The 23,483-nt window shown below is 47.7% G+C and carries 17 protein-coding genes; 7 read left to right on the top strand and 10 right to left on the bottom strand.

Annotated elements, in window-relative coordinates; all coding sequences use genetic code 11:
- Nucleotides 1-3: 3 nt before the first annotated feature.
- From U2F10_RS16460 to U2F10_RS16440, 5 genes are all read right to left on the bottom strand, one after another.
- Entirely contained in the window at nucleotides 4-792 is a 789-nt protein-coding gene (locus U2F10_RS16460) for an amino acid ABC transporter ATP-binding protein (RefSeq protein WP_431732030.1), read from the bottom strand.
- Between the two features lie 101 nt (nucleotides 793-893).
- A complete protein-coding gene (locus U2F10_RS16455) occupies nucleotides 894-2,489 on the bottom strand; it encodes an amino acid ABC transporter permease (RefSeq protein WP_499872759.1) in 1,596 nt (531 codons plus the stop codon).
- A gap of 5 nt (nucleotides 2,490-2,494) precedes the next feature.
- A complete protein-coding gene (locus U2F10_RS16450) occupies nucleotides 2,495-3,943 on the bottom strand; it encodes an amino acid ABC transporter permease (RefSeq protein WP_163667618.1) in 1,449 nt (482 codons plus the stop codon).
- Nucleotides 3,944-4,304: 361 nt separating this feature from the next.
- The gene (locus U2F10_RS16445; protein ID WP_499872757.1) at nucleotides 4,305-5,399 is read right to left on the bottom strand and encodes an amino acid ABC transporter substrate-binding protein; all 1,095 of its coding nucleotides are present in this window, start codon (nucleotides 5,397-5,399) and stop codon (nucleotides 4,305-4,307) included.
- Nucleotides 5,400-5,803: 404 nt separating this feature from the next.
- The gene (locus tag U2F10_RS16440) at nucleotides 5,804-6,013 is read right to left on the bottom strand and encodes a hypothetical protein (protein ID WP_163667612.1); all 210 of its coding nucleotides are present in this window, start codon (nucleotides 6,011-6,013) and stop codon (nucleotides 5,804-5,806) included.
- A 122-nt stretch (nucleotides 6,014-6,135) separates the two neighbouring features.
- On the opposite strand from U2F10_RS16440, the gene U2F10_RS16435 reads away from it, so the two are divergent.
- The gene (locus U2F10_RS16435) at nucleotides 6,136-7,341 is read left to right on the top strand and encodes a lipid-A-disaccharide synthase-related protein (RefSeq protein WP_163667609.1); all 1,206 of its coding nucleotides are present in this window, start codon (nucleotides 6,136-6,138) and stop codon (nucleotides 7,339-7,341) included.
- A gap of 55 nt (nucleotides 7,342-7,396) precedes the next feature.
- Here U2F10_RS16435 and ilvN read toward each other — a convergent pair whose 3' ends face one another.
- Nucleotides 7,397-7,927: an acetolactate synthase small subunit gene (ilvN, locus tag U2F10_RS16430; RefSeq protein ID WP_163671756.1), complete on the bottom strand. Its 531-nt coding sequence runs from the start codon at nucleotides 7,925-7,927 to the stop codon at nucleotides 7,397-7,399.
- 312 nt (nucleotides 7,928-8,239) lie between these two features.
- Between ilvN and U2F10_RS16425 the strand changes: the two genes are divergently transcribed.
- The 4 genes from U2F10_RS16425 (at nucleotide 8,240) to U2F10_RS16410 (ending at nucleotide 14,024) form a co-directional block, all read left to right on the top strand.
- Nucleotides 8,240-9,460 carry a caspase family protein gene (locus U2F10_RS16425; protein ID WP_163667607.1) on the top strand — a complete coding sequence of 407 codons (1,221 nt, stop codon included), beginning with the start codon at nucleotides 8,240-8,242 and terminating at the stop codon, nucleotides 9,458-9,460.
- Between the two features lie 147 nt (nucleotides 9,461-9,607).
- Nucleotides 9,608-12,568: a HEAT repeat domain-containing protein gene (locus U2F10_RS16420; protein ID WP_163698281.1), complete on the top strand. Its 2,961-nt coding sequence runs from the start codon at nucleotides 9,608-9,610 to the stop codon at nucleotides 12,566-12,568.
- A gap of 202 nt (nucleotides 12,569-12,770) precedes the next feature.
- Nucleotides 12,771-13,370 carry a Crp/Fnr family transcriptional regulator gene (locus U2F10_RS16415; RefSeq protein ID WP_163667601.1) on the top strand — a complete coding sequence of 200 codons (600 nt, stop codon included), beginning with the start codon at nucleotides 12,771-12,773 and terminating at the stop codon, nucleotides 13,368-13,370.
- A 15-nt stretch (nucleotides 13,371-13,385) separates the two neighbouring features.
- Nucleotides 13,386-14,024: a TVP38/TMEM64 family protein gene (locus U2F10_RS16410; protein ID WP_499867096.1), complete on the top strand. Its 639-nt coding sequence runs from the start codon at nucleotides 13,386-13,388 to the stop codon at nucleotides 14,022-14,024.
- Nucleotides 14,025-14,156: 132 nt separating this feature from the next.
- Here U2F10_RS16410 and U2F10_RS16405 read toward each other — a convergent pair whose 3' ends face one another.
- Together U2F10_RS16405 and U2F10_RS16400 are read right to left on the bottom strand one after the other, a co-directional pair.
- On the bottom strand, nucleotides 14,157-15,290 hold the full coding sequence (locus U2F10_RS16405; protein ID WP_499872755.1) for an ATP-grasp domain-containing protein: 1,134 nt from the start codon (nucleotides 15,288-15,290) through the stop codon (nucleotides 14,157-14,159).
- 600 nt (nucleotides 15,291-15,890) lie between these two features.
- Nucleotides 15,891-16,187: a helix-turn-helix domain-containing protein gene (locus U2F10_RS16400; protein WP_163667592.1), complete on the bottom strand. Its 297-nt coding sequence runs from the start codon at nucleotides 16,185-16,187 to the stop codon at nucleotides 15,891-15,893.
- A gap of 137 nt (nucleotides 16,188-16,324) precedes the next feature.
- On the opposite strand from U2F10_RS16400, the gene U2F10_RS16395 reads away from it, so the two are divergent.
- Nucleotides 16,325-17,254 carry an isoaspartyl peptidase/L-asparaginase family protein gene (locus tag U2F10_RS16395; RefSeq protein WP_006515208.1) on the top strand — a complete coding sequence of 310 codons (930 nt, stop codon included), beginning with the start codon at nucleotides 16,325-16,327 and terminating at the stop codon, nucleotides 17,252-17,254.
- 461 nt (nucleotides 17,255-17,715) lie between these two features.
- Here U2F10_RS16395 and U2F10_RS16390 read toward each other — a convergent pair whose 3' ends face one another.
- Entirely contained in the window at nucleotides 17,716-19,968 is a 2,253-nt protein-coding gene (locus U2F10_RS16390; protein WP_499872754.1) for an MASE1 domain-containing protein, read from the bottom strand.
- Between the two features lie 825 nt (nucleotides 19,969-20,793).
- On the opposite strand from U2F10_RS16390, the gene U2F10_RS16385 reads away from it, so the two are divergent.
- Nucleotides 20,794-21,216 (top strand): hypothetical protein, encoded by a 423-nt coding sequence (locus U2F10_RS16385; RefSeq protein ID WP_163667586.1) that lies wholly within the window; start codon nucleotides 20,794-20,796, stop codon nucleotides 21,214-21,216.
- A gap of 53 nt (nucleotides 21,217-21,269) precedes the next feature.
- On the opposite strand, the gene U2F10_RS16380 is transcribed toward U2F10_RS16385, so the two are convergent.
- On the bottom strand, nucleotides 21,270-23,228 hold the full coding sequence (locus U2F10_RS16380) for a sugar phosphorylase (protein WP_163667583.1): 1,959 nt from the start codon (nucleotides 23,226-23,228) through the stop codon (nucleotides 21,270-21,272).
- Nucleotides 23,229-23,483: the final 255 nt, after the last annotated feature.

Here is a 23,483-nt window from a genome sequence, read left to right as displayed (position 1 = left end):
TTCCTAAAGAATTTGAGACAAGAACTTCTGGGAGCGCTCTTCTTTAGGGTTATTAAAGAACTCATCCGGCGTGTTCTCTTCCACGAGCACACCAGCATCCATGAGAACAACTCGGTCAGCCACTTCACGGGCGAAACCAACTTCATGGGTAACACAGACCATGGTCATCCCTGTGTCTGCTAGACCACGCATAACATCGAGTACTTCTCGTACCATTTCAGGGTCGAGGGCAGAGGTGGGCTCGTCAAACAGCATAATCTTGGGTTGCATGGCGAGGGAACGGGCAATGGCCACCCGCTGCTGCTGACCACCGGACAACTGCCCTGGAAACTTATTAGCCTGCTCTAAAATGCCTACACGCTCTAACAGCTGCATGGCAATTTCTTCTGCTTCCCGTTTCTTCTGCTTGCGCACCCAAATCGGAGCCAGGGTGACATTTTGCAGAACCGTCAGGTGGGGAAACAGATTAAACTGCTGAAACACCATGCCCACTTCCCGACGAATCTCCTCAATGTTCTTCAAGTCGTGGGAAATCTCAATGCCATCAATAACAATGCTGCCCTTTTGGTAAGGCTCTAGAGCATTAAACGTACGAATAAAGGTGGACTTACCGGAACCCGATGGCCCCATCACGACCACCACTTCCCCCTTATACACATCAAGGCTGACGCCCTTGAGCACATTAAAGCCGTTGTCGTACCACTTCTCTACATCGCTAGCAACGATCACTGCCTCAGCACCGACAGAATTGCCGTTGGCATGATTGGTCATGGACATATCCGCTTGGGTCATCGTTATGGTTCCTCATGGTGGGGAAAAACCCCAGGACTATTTTGGCATTTACTACCCGTGGCGCTGTGGTGGACGACACGGGATTTAACATCGATTAGTACTTAACGTTCAGTGTTTAAGGCCTGCTCAATTCGTCGACTGCCCAAGGACATGGCATAGCAGAAGAACCAATAGAGCACGGCAATAAACAGATACACTTCGGAGTAATCTCCCAAATACTTGGGGTTAGCCAAAATACTGTTACTGATACCCAATAGTTCCACCAGACCTACAATGCCCAGCAGTGTGGTGTCCTGGAAAAGGCTGATAAACTGGCCCACAATCGCAGGAATTGCGGTCTTTAAAGCCTGAGGTAGGACAATCAAGGCCAATGTTAAGGGGCTATTCAGTCCTAACGAGGCTGCAGCTTCAAATTGACCTCGGGGAATAGCCTGCAAACCGGCCCTCACATTCTCTGCCAGATAGGCTGAACTAAACAGGGTCAAACCCACAATGGCCCGCACAATGTTGTCTGGTCGCACACCCTCAGGTAAAAACAGCGGAATCATTACCTGCCCCATAAACAGTATGGAAATCAGAGGTACACCACGAATCAGCTCAATGTAGGCAACGGATAATCCCTTGATGATGGGTAGACTGCTGCGCCGACCCAGGGCCATTAACACACCAATGGGAAAACATAGGGCAATACCAGTAATGGCAAGAAACAGCGTCAGGGTTAAACCACCCCAGTTGTTAGTGCCAATAGGCTTTAGCCCAAAAAAGCCGCCAGCAAGATCAAATATAGAACTGATGGCAAAGCAGCCTAAGCCAAAGGCAACGACGGCAATGACAAATGTAGTCAGGGTTTTACGCTCAGCCAAAATTGGCACCAGCAGCGACACAAAGGAAATATAGGTAACCAATGTAAGCAGCTTTAGGGGTAGCGGCACATTTAAGAACCCATACACTGGCAAGAACAGTGCTACACTGCCCGCAAACCAGACAATGCGCATCAGCCAAATGCCAATCGGGTTAAGGCTAACGGCATCAATAATTGAAGAATTGGCTAACAGTTTAAGTGCCATTGAGGCTAGCCAAATACTCGCGCCAACGGTGAGTACCAAAAAGATCAGGCTGTTGCGAATATCTCCCCCTGCTAGAATCAGCAGCGAAATAGAGTAAGCAAAAAACCAACCCGCCGACAAAAACTGACTGAGGGTCAGCTTCCGTTGGCCAATAGTTTTAGCCCCCCAGGCACAGGCCAGGGTGAGCACCACCATACCAATCAATGTCAGGGCCGATGGCCGAGTCAGTGGCAAAATAATCAGGCCAGCGCAAAGAATAGCGACGGTGATCAGCCCGCTGCGACCCAAGAGCTTGCTTTGGTTACGCGCTAGCAGTCCCCAGGTAAAACCGCCCATGGCAACATTGACAGCAAGGATGACCCAAATACGTGAACGGATCTCCGATGGGTATAGCCCTGACATAAATAAGGCCAGGTTGTTGGGGATTACGGCCCACTCAGCCAGTCGAATCGCCCAGTTGAGCATGCCCCATAGTGCTGCCAGCATGATGCCGACCAATACGACTGTTAGCAACGCGTTGTACCAGGTGTTGAACAAATGCTTACGCAGCCAGGCTACCGGACCTGCTTGGGCAATGGGCGGCGGGCTAGCGTCAACTACCAAAGGTGAATCAGGTGACGTTGTTGTCATCGCCTCTACCGCTCCTTAAATTGCACAGCACTGTTGAGTTGATTCATATTTACTGAAATCAAAAGGTTGATGATGAGATAGGTGGCCATCATCAGTAAAAAGACTTCTACCGGTCGCCCCGTTTGGTTAAAGGTGGTGTTGGCCACGGAATATAGGTCGGGATAACCAATGGCCAAGGCCAAACTGGAGTTCTTAGCCAGGTTGGCAAATTCACTGTTGAGTGGGGGAATAATCACCCGTAATGCCTGGGGAAACACCACCATACGCATGGCTAAACCTGATGACAGCCCTAGAGAACGGGCGGCTTCCCACTGGCCTTGAGAAACCGATTGAATTCCGGCCCGAACAATCTCAGCAATAAAGGCTCCGGTGTAAAAGGTTAACCCCGTCACAATGGCGGAATATTCTAACGACAGCCTCAGACCGCCAGTAACACCGCCGCTAAATGTACCGTCATCTCTGACACCAGCAACGGGTGCTTCCCAGCCGAGGGCAAAGAGAATAATGAGGACGCCGAGGAGCAGTAGACCTGCGATCGCAATCAGCTGTGGTTTACCCGACTGTCCCTGCTCTACAATCAGCTGTGTCCGCCAGCGGTTCAGCAATACCAAAGGCACAATCATCACTAGCAGCACAATCACCCATAGGCCTTGAGAGCTAGAGAATAGCGCGGGTAATGCACCTTTAAAATAAACCCCCTTACCCGCATTCCAGTTGAACAGCAGAAAGAACTCAGCCAATACCAAAATAGGGATCAAAAGAATGCTAAAGCCATAGTTGAGTAACGGTCCTATGCCGCCCTGATAGCGGCCAGCACGAATGACCCCAATCGAGCGCATCAACACGCCAATCAAAAGCAAGGACACAGCCAACAAAATCAAACTAGTCCACGTTGCTGGTGTAAACGATGGCCCCGGCAAATATATTCCTTTTTTGCTCAGTACCAGCCAGCTAGCATTGGCATTGGGAAAAATAAACGGGCTCCTCGGTGCAGGAAAACTAAAGAAAACCGCCAAATACCAGAAAAACAACTGGAGCAAGAGCGGTACATTACGCACCAGTCCTACATAGGCTCGACTAATTTTGTAAAGTAGCCAATTATCAGAGAAACTGGCTACTCCAGCGGTGATCCCAACCGTAGTTGCCAGAATCACACCGACAATCATCACTCGCAGAGAATTAATGATACCCACCTGGATAACCTTAGTGTAGGTATCCTGCGCCTTATAGTCCAAAAGGCTTTCACCAATCCCAAATCCGGCTGAATTCTTGAGAAAACCAAAGCCAAATTGAATACCTCGACCCAGCATGTTGTCATTGAGCGTGGCTGAGAAATGCCAGAGCAAATTCACCACAAACAACACAATCAGCGCTTGGAACGCAATCTTCCAAAAGCGTTCATCACGGAATAGAGATTGGATACCAGAAATTGGACTGTTACTTCGACTGGTCATAACATAGGAACAACTAAAGGCTTAGCAAAAGCAAATTGAAACCACATCGCACATTAAATTCTCAAATGTGCTCTGATTCTCAGCTGTGCTCTGGGAAAGACATATGTATATACGAACAAAGCTCTTATCATCAACACCTAAGTTCAATCATCATAGGGGGGTGACGATAGGAGATTCTAGCTTTTTTGCCCAGGCCACAAAAACTGTTAGTAAACGTAATGTAATTGCTTAGGTGCCGCAGTACGATGGGCTACCGTGCAACTAACTTCATCATTTGAAATAAAAAAATAGGGGCCTATTAGGCCCCTAAAAACTATCTAATGCTGGTTGTTAAAAAACACCATTAGATAGTTTCAGTTATTTAGCGGAAAGGAGGTGCATACATCAAACCACCATCGGTCCAAAGCGCATTCTGACCACGATCAAGTTCAAACTGGGATTCCTTACCCAAGTTGCGCTCAAAGATTTCGCCATAGTTACCAACGTGCTTAATAGCGCGTAGCATAAAGTCATTGGGCAGACCCATATCATCACCCAAAGTACCTTCAGCACCTACGAAACGTAGAATGTTGGGATCTTCGCTGTTAACGGCTTCTTCAATATTCTCAGAGGTTAGACCAAACTCTTCAGCCTGAATCAAACCGTAAGTAACCCACTTGACAGTATCAAACCAAGCAGAGTCGTTGTTAATGGTTACCGGTCCCAAAGGCTCCTTAGACATGGTGACATCTAACAGAACATGAGCATCGGGCTCGCTGAGGGTACTGCGACGAGCGATTAGCTGAGACTTATCAGAGGTAAAGCCTTCACAACGACCTTCATCGTAGGCAGCATAGCCAGCATCAGCATCTTGGAAGACAACGGGCTCAAAGCTAACACCACGCTGGCGGAACTGGTCAGTCAGGTTGAGCTCAGTAGTGGTACCAGTTTCAACACAAATGGATAGGCCTTCCATGTCTTCAAGGGTTTCAACACCACTATCAGCACGTACCAGCATGCCCTGACCATCAAAGAATGTAGTAGGAGCAAACTCCATACCTACAGATGTGTCGCGACTGATGGTCCAGGTGGTGTTACGGGAGAGCATGTCCACCTCACCCCCCTTAAGGGCCTCAAAGCGCTCGGTGGAATCTAGACGGCGATACTCAATGGCTTCAGGATCATCAAACAAGGCAGCTGCAACAGCCTTACAGACATCCACATCCAAACCGGAGTAAGTACCGCTCTCGTCAACAAAGCTGAATCCAGGAATACCACCATCAACACCGCAGTTTAGGGTGCCGCGACTAAGAACAGTTTCTAGGCGGCTACCACCGCTAACGGCACTCGAAACCGTATCGACAGCATCACCAGCCGCATCAGTAGCTGTATCAACAGCATCTTGAGCACCACCGCATGCAGCTAGCGGTAGGACAACAGCAAGTAATGCTGCTAATGAAGAACCCCTTTTTGCCATAGTTACCTCACACACTCCATTGGAATAAATCAAGTCAGCTTAGTGGAAAAACACAGCCTGTAAATCGAGAACCAATGCAGTTTTCAGAACCACGATCCACGACTTATGTAATGTATCTAGGCTGGATTTTTATGCATTCTAAGACGTTATGTTATCGCCTACCAGGAATTAATACGTATAATACGCGGCAGTTATGGCAAGAATATGAGGGCAATAAGGATTGATTTCAAAGAGATAGCAGCACTTTGTATTGCAGATCACTATTTTTGAAATCGAGTAAAACTTAAGACTTACTTAACCAGTGTTATTTAGGTTATCTATCGAAACGATAGAAATAATGCTAGGAAATGAAGTCTATTACTATGAGAATCTCTAATTCCTACCAGACAAAAATGACTGAAAGTTTATTCATTCTGAGCAATATCTCGAATTAGGGGAAGCTTAGAGCGAATGTAGTGGTTGACCTGGCTCAATTCAACTGTATCTAGAGGAGACTGATGACATAGCTGCTCTATCACCCAGTTGGTCAGCCCCTGATCGTCTAGGCTGAGAATATAGTTGCTGTGGGCGGCATCAATCACAGACCAAAGTTGACGAAGCAGAAAAGGAGACATGCAATTTTAATATTGTTTTAACATTCTCGTTTCCATTATCACTATTACATGCCAGGGTTGATGTTTAATTTTGACAAGTTTTCTCACAGACAAGCCGACTTAACTCAGGGTTGGTCGCTGTCATGAGGCTACTTTGTATCAGTAATGGGCACGGGGAAGATCTGATCGCCATCAGAATTTTGCAGGCTCTGCAAGGGTTAGCCCCTCATCTAAAGATGGCAGCCTTACCCATTGTGGGTGAGGGTCGGCAATATCAGAAATTAGGCATTGAAATTATTGGCCCCACGAAGAAAATGCCCTCCGGTGGCTTTATATATATGGACAGTCAGCAGCTGGCTCGGGATTTGCAGGGGGGGTTGCTTCAGCTGACGATTGCGCAGCTACGGGCTATGGGAAAGTGGCTGAATCCAGATGATGTGGTGCTGGCGGTAGGGGATATCGTGCCGCTACTATTTGGTTGGCTCAGCCGCCATTCATATGGATTCGTTGGCACTGCCAAGTCTGAATACCACGTGCGGGACGAGCAGGGCACATGCCTAGTAAAATCAACGTTGCTTGACGTCCTGGACTTTCAACGGACCTGCGTTTACATGCCTTGGGAGCGCTGGCTAATGAAACGTAGTGCCTGTGTATTCCCCCGCGATGGTATTACCACTCAACGATTACATCGCTGGGCCGTAGAAGCCTATGATGCAGGCAACCCGATGATGGATGGGTTTGCCATTCCTACCAGTCAACAGGTCCACCAACAAGGTCTAACTGTTTTGTTATTGCCGGGTTCCCGTGTACCTGAAGCCTATGAAAATTGGCAGCGGTTACTCCAGGGTGTGGATGACCTGACTCGCCATAGACATGAGCCAACCACTTTTTTGACCGCCGCTGCGCCCAGCTTAGATATGGAAATGCTGACGGAAACGCTCACTCATTATGGTTGGCAGTTTACAGGACAGGACCATCAACGAGGTCAGCATAGGCTACAGCTTGATCAGGGGTTATTTGTGGATTATGCCTATCAGGCTAACGTTGCGATCGCAACCGCCGGTACGGCCACCGAACAGTTTGTTGGCTTAGGTAAACCCGTACTCACCCTGCCGGGCAATGGCCCTCAATTCACCCTAAGTTTTGCCCAAGCCCAGGCTCGCCACCTTGGCCCATCGGTCACCCTGGTGGAGCACCCAAGCCAGATCAACCAAATGCTCACCGCCATCTTAAATGACCCAGAACGCCAGGCTATCATTTATAAAAATGGCTTGCACCGCATGGGTCCTCCCGGAGCGGGCAAGCGTATTGCTGAAATTTTGCTCAAAAAACTGCTATTGGCTGCCTAAATCAAGGGGCAAGGGCGCAGGTTATAGGCGTATGCGCCCCTACGGTTTGCACCATCTAACCGATGACTGCACTCATGGGTGCTTTGGCTTTCAGGTATTCCGTGTTGACTCCAGACTCACGGGTGAGGGCAATTTTGCCAGTGCGGGCAATCTCACGCACACCAAAGCGATCTAATACCTGAACAATAGCCACCATTTTGCCTGGATCGCCAACCACTTCAATGGTCAGCGACTCGTCTGAAACGTCCACCACACGAGCCCGGAAAATTTGGGCAAAATTGATAATCTCAGCCCGCGTGCTGCTAGTTGCATTGACCTTTAGCAACATCAGCTCGCGTTCAACACAGGGCTTCTCAGTAATGTCGTTCACCTTGAGCACATTGATGAGCTTGTAGAGCTGCTTGGTCAATTGCTCAATGACACCGTCATCTCCTGGCACCACCATGGTGATGCGAGAGATACCTGCCTGTTCAGCCGGTCCGACAGCCAGACTCTCGATGTTGAAACCACGGCGGGCAAACAATCCAGCAATGCGAGTCAGAACGCCTGCTTCATCTTCGACCAAAACAGAAAGGGTGTGTTTCATGGGAGGAACAGTGATGGAGATGGATCCAATCATGGGGTAGCCCCAATCATGGGGTAGCCCCCAGCAATGGGGGTGGCCCATTATTTTATTCCAGAACCCTACCTTCGAACACATCAACTTCAAGAAACCAATTTAAGAAACTAGGTTTCTTAAGGTGAAGCATCCCGGAAAGTGAGAATGTCCCTCGAAAATTTTTATACATACGGGCAAAACAGGCAATTAAACAGAAACATTTCAGAAATATTTCAAATAACAGCATTACTAACAGACCTAAAACGCTGTTTATTCAACCCTTTAGGGAGATTGGGAGATATGGGCAAACACATATTGCTGATCGCGGTAAGCACGGATGAATTGGCTATAGACACTATGGAAGAGTCTCCTGCGATCGCAAACGTCACTGCCCTCAGGAAAGCGCTATTAGTTGATTTAGAGGGGCTGCGGGATGATCAGATCATCACCCTAATCAACCCCAATCTGCGACAGATGCGCCATGCCATTGCGCTGATGACCTATCGCTGCCGTCACGATGATCTCTGTTTGATTTACTACACTGGCTATGGTGTGCTTGATCCCCGCACGGGGGCTATTTATCTGCCCGCCAGCGACACTGACCCCCATGCCGTTGCTACCACAGCCATCTCCAGTGACTATATTCGCCAGGCCCTACCGTCACTACAGGAGGGGCTTAATCGAGTCATGATACTAGATTGTCTTTGGAGTTCTTTACCCCAAAGCAACATTGATAATCCAACTATGCTACAAGGGGGAATGTCTCCCAACGGTCACTTACCAATGCCCCATTTGGCAGACTGCAACTGTGCCCTGCTCACAGCCTTAGCTAGCTCCGCAAACCCTTGGCCCACCGTCGATTTAGGTCTATCTCTCTACACTCACTATTTGATTGAGGGGATTACCACAGGATTAGCCGATACGGATGCCGATGGGGGTATCTCCATCGATGACTTACAAACTTACCTGGCGCGGGCACTCAGTGAGAGCCATACGGACATCTTTCCCATTGCTCTCTACACCCACAACGAAACAGCCGACACCCCACTGCTAGCCGTTCCTCCCTATTCTCCTGAACGGGAATATCGCAGTAGCCTTGAGGAATATGCCCACCGCCATCAGGGCCATATTCCACCCGCCAGCCGCAACATTTTAGAATTTCTACGCCATCAGCTGGGCATTAGCGTTTACCAGAGCCAAGAAATTGAAGCCAATGTGATGGCTCCCTACGCCCACCATAAGGACAGTTGCGATCGCTATCGACAGGCCATGCTAGCCGCTTTAGAACTGGAAAACCCCTTGGGCAAACCGCTAAAAAAGTGGCTACAGCATCTTCAGAGTGAGCTTGCCCTGAGTTACGAAGATGTGTGCGCCATTGAAGCCCAGGCCATGACCCACCCAGGCTCTGCAGGGCACCTGCAAACCTTGCCCCGCTGGTTAACCCCCATTGATGATCAACAGCCAAAACTGCCTGCCCATGTCCCCAATGGTCGTAACGGTCAGGACTATTACAACAGCTAGATCGACATTTAAAGATTCCCCTCATTTGGACTGTATGGGCAATATAGTTCAATCGATCACGTCAATTTGCTATTGATGATTGCCAGATGATCCGGTAGCGTCTTTGGCATGATCACCATCGGCTCTGTTTAGCTGTCCTGTTTGACCATGCAGTCAGATTTCTCATATTCCCAGCCCCAGTGGCTCCAGAAAATTTTTACGGCACTGAACCTGCGCCCTGAAGAAGGCCATCGCACCCTGCTGCTGTTTACCTTCTATACCTTCATGTCCATGGGGATTATGTGGCTGGAGGTCAGTTCGGCAGCATTATTTCTAGACAAGTATGGAGCCAAAACACTACCGCTGATCTATTTGTTTACGGCATTGGTAGGGGTAAGTTTAGGCAGCGTCTATTCTTGGCTACAGCGTCTGCTACCCCTGCGCCAGGTGATTGTGTTGATTGCCCTATTAATGACCTTACCCATTGGCCTATTTCGCATTGGGTTAGGCGTTGAGGTTTGGGCCGCCCCCACCATTTTTGCACTGCGTCTGTGGATGGAGGCCATCACTAACCTGAACGAGCTGAATTTATCCGTATTAGCCAATCAGCTGTTCAATATCCGCGAGATTAAACGCACCTTCCCCCTGATCAGCAGTGGCAATTTGGTGGCCGACATCCTCAGCGGGTTTACCCTGTTTGCCCTCCTGACAGTTTTAGATGTCAACAATGTTGTCTATCTGGTACTTGGCATCATGCTGGTGGCAACAGGCGTGCTGTTCTACATCAGCAAAACCTATGAACATGCCTTCCCAGACTCCAAACGCCGGACAGTGGAACTGTCCAATGCCAATTTTTCAGCCAGACGGTTGCGTAAGCTCATTCGCCGTTATGTGCTGCTTTTACTGAGCTTTTTTGTGATCGCCCAAATGCTTCTGTATTTGGTGGAATATCAGTATTTTCTACAGTTGGAAGCCCAAGAATTCAGCATTGATGCCATGGCCAAATTCCTGGGTATTTTCACCGGGGTATTGGGCCTCATGGAATTGCTTACCCAGCTATTTACCTCCAGTCGTTTAATTGAACGGTTGGGATTGTTTATGACAGCAGGTTTATTGCCAGCCTTAATGGCTATCTTCAGCTGTCTGTGCTTAGTGGTAAGTCTACCGGCGGTGGGTGGCGCAACCGGACTGTTTATCGGCCTGATATTGCTGAAGTTTATTGATGAATGGCTACGCTACACCATTGTGGCTAGCAGCCGCCCAGTCCTGTTTCAACCGGTTCCCGCTCAGCCACGGGCCAAGATCCAATCATTGGTCGGTGTAGCAGAATCCATCGCCATTGGTATAGTGGGCATCGGGATTTTACTGGTGATGGCTCTAGCAAATCACATTAGCTGGATGCAGGGGAGCAGCATCTTTTTGTTCATCACCCTCGGTCTATCATTACTGTGGTTAGGCAGCATTTTTTTGTTGCGATCGCAATATCTCAATCTTCTTGTACTCACAGCTGAACGCGGTCTTTTAAGCTTTTCCGACGCCAGTTTACGGGTATTAAAACAGGCGATTATCGAAGCCTTAGACAAACCTGGCCCCGAAGCCGATAAGCGCTCCCTAATTGAGCTGCTCACTCAGATTGAGCCTCGCAGCATCAGCGAAGTGTTGGCTCCCATGCTCAGTGAGCTTTCCCCCAATCTGCAACAGCAGAGTTTGGAGACCATGCTGGTCTATCCAGATCCCACATTTACGGGCTATGTCGACGCTCTCATTTACCCGTCCCAAGAGCCATCCATTTTGGCCTTAGCCCTCCGCTATGTCTGGCTGACCCAGCAAGATGGCGATGTGAATCAGCTCAAGCCCTATCTGAAACCTAGCATTGATCCAGCTGTACGCGGCACGGCTGCTTCCATGATGCTCAGACATGGAAACCCAGCAGAGCGGGCGCGGGCCACATACCTGTTGCAGCAGATGCTCACCCACCAGGAGGAACTGGAGCGGGTGATGGGCTGTCGCGCCTTAGGGGAAGCCGAGTACATGCAAGGACTGCGGCTCCATGTGCCCAATTTGTTGCAGGATGATTCACTGCGGGTACGACGGTCAATGTTGGAAGCGATCTCAGCCACACGGTTAGAAGAACACTATCCCTCACTGCTAAAGGCCCTCAGTTATAAATCCACCCGCGAAGCAGCGATGAAAGCCCTGAGCGAACTGGGCAATGACGCCCTCCCGATGCTAGTCAAGCTGGCCAACGATCCCTATAAAAGTGAAACCTTACGCCACCAGGCTTGGAATGTCATTGGCCGCATCGGCACCCTACAAGCCCTCAACCTATTGTCATCTAATTTGATGACGGCATGGGGAGGCCCCCGTCGCTGGATTTTACGCATCTTGTTAAAGCTCCTGGATGAGCAGGGCTTACGCCGGTCTACGGATATTGATAGTGCCCTTGACCAGCTCGGTCGTCCAGGGGTAGAAACCTTGTTAGATCAAGAGCTACAGTTTATTGGTCAGCTCTACAGTTGTTTGGAGGACTGTTCCGAAGAAAAGGCATCTGGAGAAACCTGCGAATGGCTGCGACGGGCTTTGCAGGATATGAAGGCGGATGCCATGCAACGCATATTGTTACTGCTGCGGTTTCTTTACCCATCTTCAGTGATTCAAGCAGCAGAGCTCAACCTGGATGGCTCAGCCGCCAGTCGAGCCAGAGGTCTGGAGATTTTAGACAATACGTTAAACATTCCTGCAAAGCGCGCCATTCTCACCCTATTTGACCGATCTAATTCTAATAATGAAACGACGCTAGCCGCCCTCCATCCACTGGTCACGTACCAGCCCCTGGAACCCCAGGAACGTCTACGCCAACTCATGGAATTAAGGCATTTTCTATCGGATTGGGCCTTAGCCTGCTGCTTTCATGTAGCCCGCACCGAGCGCTGGCCCCTAAGCGGTGACCATGTGATGGCATCGCTCCGCCACCCGGTCAGCTTTGTGCGAGAAGCCGCTTTAAGCTATTTAGACATGGCTTCACCCAGCAGCCTTCCCAGGTTGCTGCAGTTAATGGAAAAAGACTCTGATCCGCTGGTGGCTGACCAAGTCCAGAAAATGCTGGAAAAGCATGTGGCCACTCAATAAATACACAGTTTGAGGCGGTGGGATTTGGGTATGTTCAGGGTTAAGCAGATGTAGGTTTGGATAATGTATGTGGTCAATGTACTACCCTGTATTGCATCGACTGCCTCCGAGGGTTACACTGCCATAACTGAGCGGCCATCCACCGCTCAACTGTGCTCACTGTGTGGTTTTGACCAAATAGCATATCTAAACCAAGTTCACCATGCTCACCAGCGTTGATCGTTTACTATTCGTGCGGGGTGTCCCCATCTTTAAAGAACTGCGGGACGACTTTCTAGTGCGATTAGCATCCATCATGGATGAGCTGTCTTTTCCTGCAAATCATAGAATTTTTAAGGAAGGTGAAGAGGGCCGTTCTCTTTATATCGTGGTCTCAGGACAAGTACGGGTACATTTGCGATCGCAAAACCTAACCACCCTAGATAAGGGGACGTGTTTTGGTGAAATGTCCCTGTTTGATGCTGAACCACGCTCCGCCTCAGTGACCACCATTAATGCCTGCGATTGTCTGGTTCTGACTCAGCAGCAGCTATACGAAGCCATCGACGAAACCCCCGGCATCGCTGTCAACATTATTAAGCTCCTGTCGCGGCGCATTCGCGAGATTAATAAGGAGCGTAATCAAAAACAAGCCAGTCAACCCACAAAAATCTCACCCATCCTTCAGGATGCGCTGCAAGAAGTCCCCAGACCTAATGCTAGCAACGGCAATAGCAAGTCCCAGAGCCCTGCCAAAACTCGGCAGAGAAAAGTGCGTCAGACGCCAACAACCACTCGCTATGAAAACCCATGGCCCTATTAGTCACCCCGCTAAACCATGAATAAGACAAAAAAGTGGCTAAAACTGGTGGTAATTGCGATCGCAACCATCGCAGTTATTTGGCTCATTCAACGCTATGGCGTTAGTCAGCTACGAGACAACGTTGAAACCTTTGGCGTTTGGGCACCATTAGCCCTATTTTTCCTCAGGTTTACCAGTGTTGTTATTCCCGCTTTGCCAGGCACCGCTTACTCTGTATTGGCAGGGGGCCTACTAGGTTTTTCCCAGGGTCTTTTGGTGATCTGTCTGGCCGATCTCTGCTCTTGCAGCTTGAGTTTCTTTTTATCAAAGCAATTTGGTCGTAGCTTTGTGCAACGCCTGATAGGCGAAAGATTCATCAGCCGCGTTGATAACCTCAGTCAAAGGCACCTAGAACGCAACTTCTTCTTAATGACAGCCTTTCTAATGACAGGTTTTTTTGACTTTGTTGCCTATAGTGTTGGCCTCACAAAAGCACCCTGGTTACGATTTATTCCAGCCCTTATCCTGAGCATTGCCATCTCGAACCCTCCCATCGTCGCACTTGGGGCAGGCGTGTTAGAGCAAGGAAGATTACTGTTAGTTTTTGCAGTTTTAGGAGCCTTTGCCTTAGCACTTTTAACCGGCTTCCTACAGCGCAAGCAGCCCATAAGCTAATGCTTGCGCCCCAACCATAGCCAAAGACTGAATCGCATAATAATCAGTCCTATGGAAGAATAATGCAACATTCACTGCTCCAACGTTAGGGAGTCTAGCACCCATGAATGTTGCATTATCGTTTTTTACTCTTTAGCTAACAGCAACTGGCTGACGACTCCACTGATGCCGTATTTGTTGACTTAACTCCATCTGTTGTACAGGGGAGCCTGCCAATAATACAGTCACCTTACCCGCCTGAATAGTCCCCCAATTAACTAACACAACACCTGTTTTAGTGATTGGGTCAAATTCTAGGCCATCTAAACTCAAGTCCGCCAGTTGTCGACAGTCAGTATGCAAGGTTTCACTACACCAACTTGGTACATTCAACCGAGCGGCAATCTCAGTGGGATACGAGGAACCGTTATATCGAGGGTTGCATTCAATCGCTAAATATAGTGGCCCTGTTGGAAAATCCGCAACCGCCACATCAAACCCAAAGGTCCCCCTCATCCCCTGTTCAAACATCCATTGAGCCATGGGATCTGTAATATGCCATGGCTGATGCAATGTTGGATAACGATTACCGCCATGCACACAACCGTCTAAGATTTGCTCAGACACCAGAGCACGCGTTAATCCCTCCGATGTCACCCGATATTGCAGATTGAGAAAAGCAGAGGCCTGGATCTCCACCTGGACTTGAAAAGGCTTGTCTTTCGGAAACTGTTCTACAGCATCTAACAGATCCGCAGAATTCTCACATCGAAAAATACCAACACCATGATCTGAGACAGCTCGCTTTACATAGCAAGGATAGGAAAAAGCTTCAAGATTTCCTAATTGCGTACGACTTTCAAAACACTCAGTCTGGGGAACAGGAACACCGAGTTGATGAGCCAATGCGACAAAGTTATTCTTAGAATTCATGTATTCAACAACTTTGTACCAGTCGCCATCTAACTGCCTTAGGATCCTGGCATAACCCTGATTATGATCAGAGGAATCATATTCAAACGCATGGCCAAAGAAATAGACCGAGATTTCATCAGGAGACTGTTGAGCCAGCTCTTCAAAAGCAACATCCCAAATAATATCGTGACTATGCTCTAACCCAATGCGCGCATAGTGCTCTCTCAACATTGGCCAATCAGCCATCAAATCTGGATGTAACTGGACTTTATCCCCTGGAGAGCTTAAGCCCAAAGCTCTTCCTGAAAAAAGATGAACCCCCCGATTGGCGTCCAGGGTACTCATCATGATGTCATGGTTAAAGATCTTCATTGTTAAAATTCTCAGAGCGATAGTGAACCTAAATAACTAACGTAAGACTGCGAAGATTGCCCGCTTGCTCTATGTTTCCAGTGTCTGAGAGACAAATCGATTCAGAACACGACCTCCAACCACGGATCAGCATGAAGTATCCTGCATCACTAATGCAATAGTAAAATATTAAATAATTTGAGATATCAATATCTCTAGAGCACAAGCCTCGACTGCACACAGGCACTCCTACCAGCTTCTCAGACTCAACGTATCCAGCAAAAACCTCAATTAAGACACGATTATCAGCCAATCAAAGCTCTTTTCTCCCACTCTAAAAAACAGATTTTTTTGCCCTTAAAATATCTTGTTTTCATGACATGAGAACAGAAAAACTGTAAATCAATACTCTGTTTTGTTTAGAAAATTGTTATATATTCTTCGAACAAATGATTTCCAAGATCAAAATCAAACTTAACTCTTTAGTAAGATTTTAAAATATAAAAAACATTCTCCCGGCATTAAGAAGCCAGGAGAGAATAAAAAACAATGGGGCTTGATCTAACTACTGCTGACTGTAGCAGCAGTTAAACGACCTAATTGCTACTTATGTTGGAGCAATCAAGTTTGAACTGACATCTGCACGGTCAAACCGGCTTTAGTTAGAAGCTGAATCAAATCTTCCACTGAAAACCGGCTAATTTCGCCATTGATCAGATTTTGCATACGGGGAGAAGACTGCCGAAAAGCTTGGGCCGCCTCATCCAATGTCCAATGTCGTTCCTGAATATATAGCCGCAGCGCCAGCATTAACTCTGTCCTAATGCGCAAGCTCTCCAGCTCTGCTATTTCCAAATCTAATGTGGATTGCTCTAATACGGGTAACCCACTCACTCTCAAGTCTTGGAGCAAATTCATGATTAGCAATTAGATATGCTGACTTCAGCCACTACATTATGCGATACTTCTGTAGCCAAAGTAACCGAGTCTAATGCGCTAATAACTGAGTGCGTGAGATAACAGTGGGTTCCAGTTATTTGAAATTTTATTAAGCTATGCCAGATCAATTCTCTCTCATTATCCATGGTGGTGCAGGAGCTTTAGAACAAATAAAGCGTGAGGGAAATGAAACAGAGTTTATGGAAAGTATTCGCAGCATTTTAGAAAGTGGGCGCAGTATTCTAACAGCGGGTGGCAGTGCACTAGATGCAGTTGAACACTGCGCTGCTCAGTTAGAAGATGATCCACTCTATAATGCAGGTCGTGGTTCTGTTTTAAATGAATATGGTGAAGTAGAAATGGACGCTGCCATTATGGATGGCAAAACCTTCCAGGCAGGAGCTGTTGCAGGCATCACCTCAATCAAAAATCCAACTGCCCTAGCGCGCCAGGTGTTAGAGAAAAGTGAGCACGTTATGCTCATTGGGAAAGGGGCCCGTGAGTTTGCTAAATTTTGCGGTTTACCCCGCATGGCCAATGATTATTTCGTGATTGAGACTCGCGTTCGTCAATGGCGTGAGGCTCAAAAGGTAGGGGGCATGATGCTAGACCATGAAGCCGCCACACCTAGCCAAAAACTTGGCACCGTTGGGGCCGTTGCCAGAGATAGTGCCGGGAATCTAGCCGCCGCTACGTCTACGGGAGGGATTGTGAACAAACGCTGGGGGCGTGTGGGGGACAGCCCTATCGTTGGTGCTGGTGTCTTTGCTGATAATGACACCTGTGCTGTTTCCGCCACCGGCTATGGAGAACAGTTCCAACGAACGGTACTGTGCAAAATGATTGCGGATTTTGTTTACTTCCAAAAGTTGGATGCCCAAGCTGCAGCCACTGCTGGCATTGATTACTTAGTGAAAAAAGTCCAGGGTTTAGGGGGGGTCATCGTGATCGATCAAGCAGGCAACTGTGCCGTAGGCCATTCAACATCTGGCATGATTTACGGTTGGATTGAGCATGGCGGCGAAGCCCTATGTAAGTTGGCTTAAATCCATTGGCCATCCATAGGGTTAAATAGTGTGACTAAAATCACTGAATATCAATCAAAATTGTTCTTTAGCGATAAAAATAAAGCTGAATATCGGAGACAAGCCTCCAAAAGTACTCATTTCTGTTGGATTATCTCAAGCTCTTCTGTGTTTTTTGAGAACTATCACTCACCTGAGGTGGAAGCGAATGGGCTTTAGTCGCATCGACAATAATTCCATAGCCATTACAATGTTCACAGGGCCCGCCTGCACCACCGCACACAGGGCATAGCCCCTCGTGAGCCAGGGATTCATTAGATAAACGAATGCTCACGAACATGACGAAGCCTAACGCTGTTAGGATCGCTAAAAAAATCCATAGGGGAAACATCACCACCTAACCTCTGCATCAGCATTAATTATAGCGAATGTCTATTCACAAGGACGACTCTGATGAAGGCCTTGCATATCTTTAGTCGTATTTATTTCTCCTGTAATTGCCAGGAACCATTCCAACTCTTTTTAGGCGGATGTTTCTGAAGCTGCTGACAACGTTCTAAATAAATCCGTGTTGCTTGATCCTCAGGTGTTTTACGGAGCAACGTCATAAAGGTTTCAATGGCAAGATCAAACTCACGCTGCTCGTAAAGCATTCGGCCTTCTTCGTAGAGAGCAATGTGTTCTTGTTGAGTAGAGTTTAGGGGTTGTGACCGCAATCCCAACACTTCATACAAGTGCACCGGCTGCCGTTTACCCCGTACGCACACATAATCCAACTTTCTCACCCAGACTGTCTCCTTGCATAGCTCATAGGTATTTTCGCTAATGATAATGGGGCAACCATAAAACTTGGTAGCACTCTCAATGCGAGAGGTGAGATTCACACCATCACCGATGGCAGTAAACTCCATACGTTTACTGGAACCGATATTGCCCGTAATGACATCATCGGAATTAATGCCAATGCCAATTTGCAAAGTAGGCAAGCCCTGTAGCTGTTGTTGTTGATTAAAAACCGTCAGTTGTTGTTGCATACCTAAGGCGGTGGCAACTGCCCGCTGGGCATGATCTTCTTGGGGAAGTGGTGAGCCAAATACCGCCATAATGGCATCACCAATAAATTTGTCTAGGGTACCTCGGTGGGCAAAGATCACATCCACCATGGTCTCAAAGTAACGATTAAGGAGAACAACAATCTCTTCAGGGGCAAGCCGCTCAGTCAGTGCAGTATAGCTGCGAATATCAGCAAATAAAATCGATACAAACTGGCGCGCACCGCCTAAGGTGGTGTTATTGTTATCTAGTAGTTGTTCAGCCAGATCCTGACTCAAATAGCGATACATAGTAGCCCGCACCGTCTCTGTTTCTCGTAGTGCGGCCTCTGCCCGCTTACGCTCGGTGATGTCCTGTACTGTCCCCGTAATCCGATCGGTTTCGATATGAACATGCTCATTCACCGTACGCTCTGTACCATCGGGTAAAATCAGCCGATAGTCTAAACGGTAGGGTTTTTGATGGGTCCGTGCTACATTCCAAGCTAACCCCACCCGCCGCTGGTCCTCTGGGTGTACCCGTTCTAGAAATAACGATTGACTGGGTGGGACCGAACCAATAGGGTAGCCCAAAAGGTTATATAGCTCATTGGACCAAATGAGAGAATTATTGTGAGGCGACAGTGTATTTTCTCCCGTTTTTGTCACCACAGCATTGACAGTTTTATCAAGCGCTTTTTCATTCAGACTGATGCTCCAATCCCAGTTACCTAGCTGAGCAATGCGCTGGGCGTTAGCCAAGCTTGCTTCACTCCGGGCTAATTTTGCTCGACTTTGCTGACGTTCTGTCACAACCACCGACAACACCAACGCCGTCAGGGTAATCACAGCCGCATAGGTCTGGAGTAGCAATATTGCTTCCTCTAGGTTGCCGTCCGCTTTCGTAATAAACGGCCCACCCCGGTGCACGGCCCCTGTCACGGCAATGACTGACACCAGGAAGCTGGCCAGGGTAGTGCCGCGCAACCCCAATCGCAGGGCAGACCAAACGACAAAGGGGAAGGGGAGGTATTCTAAGGGGTATTTTGCGATCGCACTATCCGTATGTGCCCCAAACACCATGGCACTGACGGCCACCAGCAATCCTAAACAAAGACCTAACTCCCACCGGGAGCCAATGCGGAGGGTCATCTGCCGTTGCCGACCCGCTGCGATCGCTAACAATAGTGGTGTCAGCACCAAAATACCCATGCCATCTCCGAGCCAGATGACGATAGCATTTTGGACCAGCTCTTGCCCTGTTACTGCGCCAAACCCATAGCCCACAATAGTGCTATATACCGCATTAATAATAGGGGTGAGCAATACCCCAAAGCCGATAAAGGTTAGTAGATCATCCAGCTGCCAGTCGTATAGCTGCAAACTTTTCTCCCATCGACGGCGTAAGCAATAACTACCCACCACCGCCTGCAGAGCACTGCCAAAGCAGAGTATCAGAGACATTCCCCAGGGTGCTTGATCAGCGAGCGAGGCCCAAAATGCACCCAAGGCAACGCCAACCCAGAGGCTTTGGCCATTTATTAACAGAGCAGCTAGGGCAATGCCAGCCGGTGGCCACAGGGGCGAAGCCGTCGCTTCTATATTCAGCGCGTTGGTGGATAGCTGGGCGGCGAGAAAGAAACAGACGGCCAGACAGCCGATACGCACCCAATAACTGGTGTGCCATTGATGCTCATTTGCCATTGCTCAGTAGATGTCATAATTTCACGCTACACTGGGACAAACCAATGGTTCCAGTGGTCCCCGTTGAAAAAAATGCAGGTGGGTAAGGTCAGGGTACCCAACATTAATACATGTGTTGGCTAATAGTAGCTATTTAGATGCCGGGGCAGTGAAGAGGCAATTAATGGGTAGCAAAGGTACTATTTACCTAGCATTGCTGATCCTCGGGATGACTTTAGTTATGAGACACCGTTAAGTAGCAATGACTTTAGACCGGTTCATCCCCTAAATCAGCAATCGCATTTATCCCAACAAATTCATTCCTTGACCCAGAGGTGACAGTTAAGGCTACAAGAAAGCGGCATTTGCCACAATTCTATCTGCACCTGACAACTAGTAGTCTGTGACATCAGGACGAAAACCACCTTTAGATCACCAGGCAAACTTGCAAAAGAGAGACAAACTTAATCGAAAAGAGTTTTGTTAGATACAATACATTCAGAAACATGTAGAAGCGTCAGCAATCCCTGAGATGTCTAAATAACAACAAATACAAAGGCCTCAGGCGCATCATTAAAACATTACAACACAATGGGTTAGACCCCCCTTACTGTCCCCCATACTACTGCACCACCTACACTTAAGAACTACAAGGAGACTTTGATTAACAATTTAGACTAAAATCTAAAATCTTTATTAAAATCTTTTTGAGAGCCAGATAGCATTGATGTCAGGCAAAATGGCCCAGTTATCAAAGTTATCGTTGGACTTATACGTAGCTGATCCTCATAACATCCTCAAGGTCATCCTTTATGCTATGTATATCGAGTATTGAGTGAGGCCACTATGAAGAAAGTTGACAGTAAGGCAACTGGATGCTCCAATCAGCCTGGTCCAATTTCTTGGCAAAGCGTTCCTGAATTTATTCAAAAAGCATTGGCTGCGCAGGGTTGCGTTCTACTTAGGCATCGTCAACAACGCCCGTTACTAGCACATATTCGCTTTCAATACACCCCTTTTTCCTATGAGGGCGCACTTTATTACCTACAGTGCTGGTCCCATGATGAATGGGGAGTTTCTCCTAGTCCAATCATCTTTCCCTCTGAAGGCTCTTGTTCTTTTGATGAACTCAACAACGGCAGCCTGCTTTCACTAACTGTCAAAAAAGCTGTTGCTAAGTTTTATGGCATTTTTCCGGACAACTCTCCCTCTACTCCACCGTCACCTACCAAACAGTATGACGATAGATTACTACCGTTAGCTGGTTAAACCCATACGTGACGAATGCTGTCCCACGCTGAGTCAGCAGACAGCATTCCCTATCACTCGATCATTTGCTCTAGCTCAATCAGTGGAATTAGCCAGGCTACATCATAGGCAGCCAAGGTAACACTGAGGGTATCATCAACAATTCGCCAACCGCGACGCCCCATCAGGTCATACCAGTAATTATCCTGAGGAATTGCACAGAAAGGTTTGTTAGATCCATCATGGGACGTGTCTACCCTTTCTGATGACTGGGTATAGACGCCAGCCACCCCTAATCGCTCCAGTGGAATCGTAATCTGACAGCGCTGAGATGTCACATTAGTTAGCGTTAAAATATGTTGCTCACAGTCAGGCGAAATCCGTAGCAACGCAAAAACCGCCGGATCTACTTGAATTATTTTTTGGTCACCATTGGGATGAAAAGCCTTATTGCTGACCCGCACATCCAATAGTCGACTGAGTTGTGTGATCATCTGAGCAGGTCTAGAGTCAAGGTTTTTCAGTTCTTGCTTCAGGTCTGCGTAGTGAATTACGGCACGATTAATATCGCGTTTCACTTTTGTTTTTAGGACCGTCTCAATATTGTTACGGGTACCAACGAGACCATGCAAGTAAATTCCTGGAATGCCTCTAAGGACTAATGCAATACTGCGAGACGCGACCATACGTTTAATTTGTAGCTCTAGATCCTCATATTCACTATCCAAATTCAAGGCGCTAAACCAGGTGGAATTAATCTCATAGGGTTCTTCCACACCTCCTTCAGCCGTTCGATAGGAAATTAAGGCCCCGTGTTCTCTGGCACATCGAATGATAAAGCTAATCTGTTGCTCTGACAAAATATTTTTGACACCCAATAAACCAATCCCATCATGGGTATCAAGAATATTAAAAAATGTCATCGCATCCGACGGATACTCTAGAGTCTGTACCCATTTGGATAATTCTGTTGCGTCTTCTCGGTAAAAGGTGTATAACACCAGCGGTGGCAAAGCGAAGTTATACACCATCTGGGCTTCATCATACCCGTTACCGAAATAGGTAATATTCTCCTCATGGGGAATGTTAGTTTCAGTCGTTAAGGCAACTTGTGGTGCTGCAATGTCCAAGACATCCCTAAATAACCGAATCACCTCATGGGTTTGGGCCAGGTTAGCGCAGGGCGTTCCCGGTTCTTCCCATAAATAGGTCACTGCATCCAAACGGATAATATCGGCCCCCCGCCGAACATAGAGCAGTAATGTATCAATTACCTCCAGCAGCACTTTGGGATTCGTAAAGTTCAGATCAATTTGATCTGGTGAAAAGGTTGTCCAGACCCAGATGGGACCCTCAATGGACTGATATTGGGTCAAAATATCCGATGTGCGCGGTCGCACAATCATCTCTCGCTGTTCAGGTGTCAGCTCATCGGGTGAACGGTAAGCGGTGGCAAAGTTATGATAATCCGGATTGCCATTCAGCATTTCCTGAAAAGCTTTACTTTGAGAAGATGCATGGTTAAAAACACCATCAAACATCAACCGATAACGTTCTCCTAGGGACTCGATATCCTTCCAGGAGCCAAGGTTTGGGTCTACCTCTCTAAAATTGGTAATAGAAAAGCCACGGTCAGAGCTATAGGGAAAGAATGGCAAAATATGCACAGTATTGAATACCCCGCGCAGACCAGGCGTGCATTCTAAAAAGTCAGCTAGTGTTACCAGGGGAGAGACTGATTCGCTGATCAAGATATCGCCATAGGTAATCAGGGCAATATCTTGTTGTGTAAATCTATCGACAGGATTAAAGTGACCATTCTCTGCCTTCTTCCCAGGTATTTTGTGGGCATCGTGCACCTTGATCAGTCGCTCTAGCTCAGGGAGAGCTCGAGTAGCATCTGTTTCACCATAGAGAAAGGTCAGTCGTCCTAATAATCGCTGTCGTTGCTCTGAAGAAATCTGTAACAGTGGGGATGTATAGTCTGGGGCAGCACTATAGGCTTTTCTCTTGAGAAAATCAGAGCTTGACATAAAATACAGACCTTAGAGGACGACTAGCCCAGATTCTCCAGTTATCAATAGGCTCATTTTCAGGTGTATCGAACTCTTACCAACAATGGCAAGCATTCCCAAAAATTAGCGCTGGATTCTTGATAAAAATTGAAATTTTGTATCAAACTACACCTTACAAAATTAAGCCCAGGAGACAGGTCTATGCTACCTTTTTGTGGAAATGCTTAAAATCTCCTAGGCCATGTATGGGCATTACAGAGGTATAAACTCTGC

This window comes from Leptothoe sp. EHU-05/26/07-4 (assembly GCF_043421015.1).
GTDB classification, from domain to species: domain Bacteria; phylum Cyanobacteriota; class Cyanobacteriia; order Phormidesmidales; family Phormidesmidaceae; genus Leptothoe; species Leptothoe turfae.
Note: the sequence above shows the minus strand (reverse complement) of the source record. Positions and strands in the feature narration are given on the sequence as shown.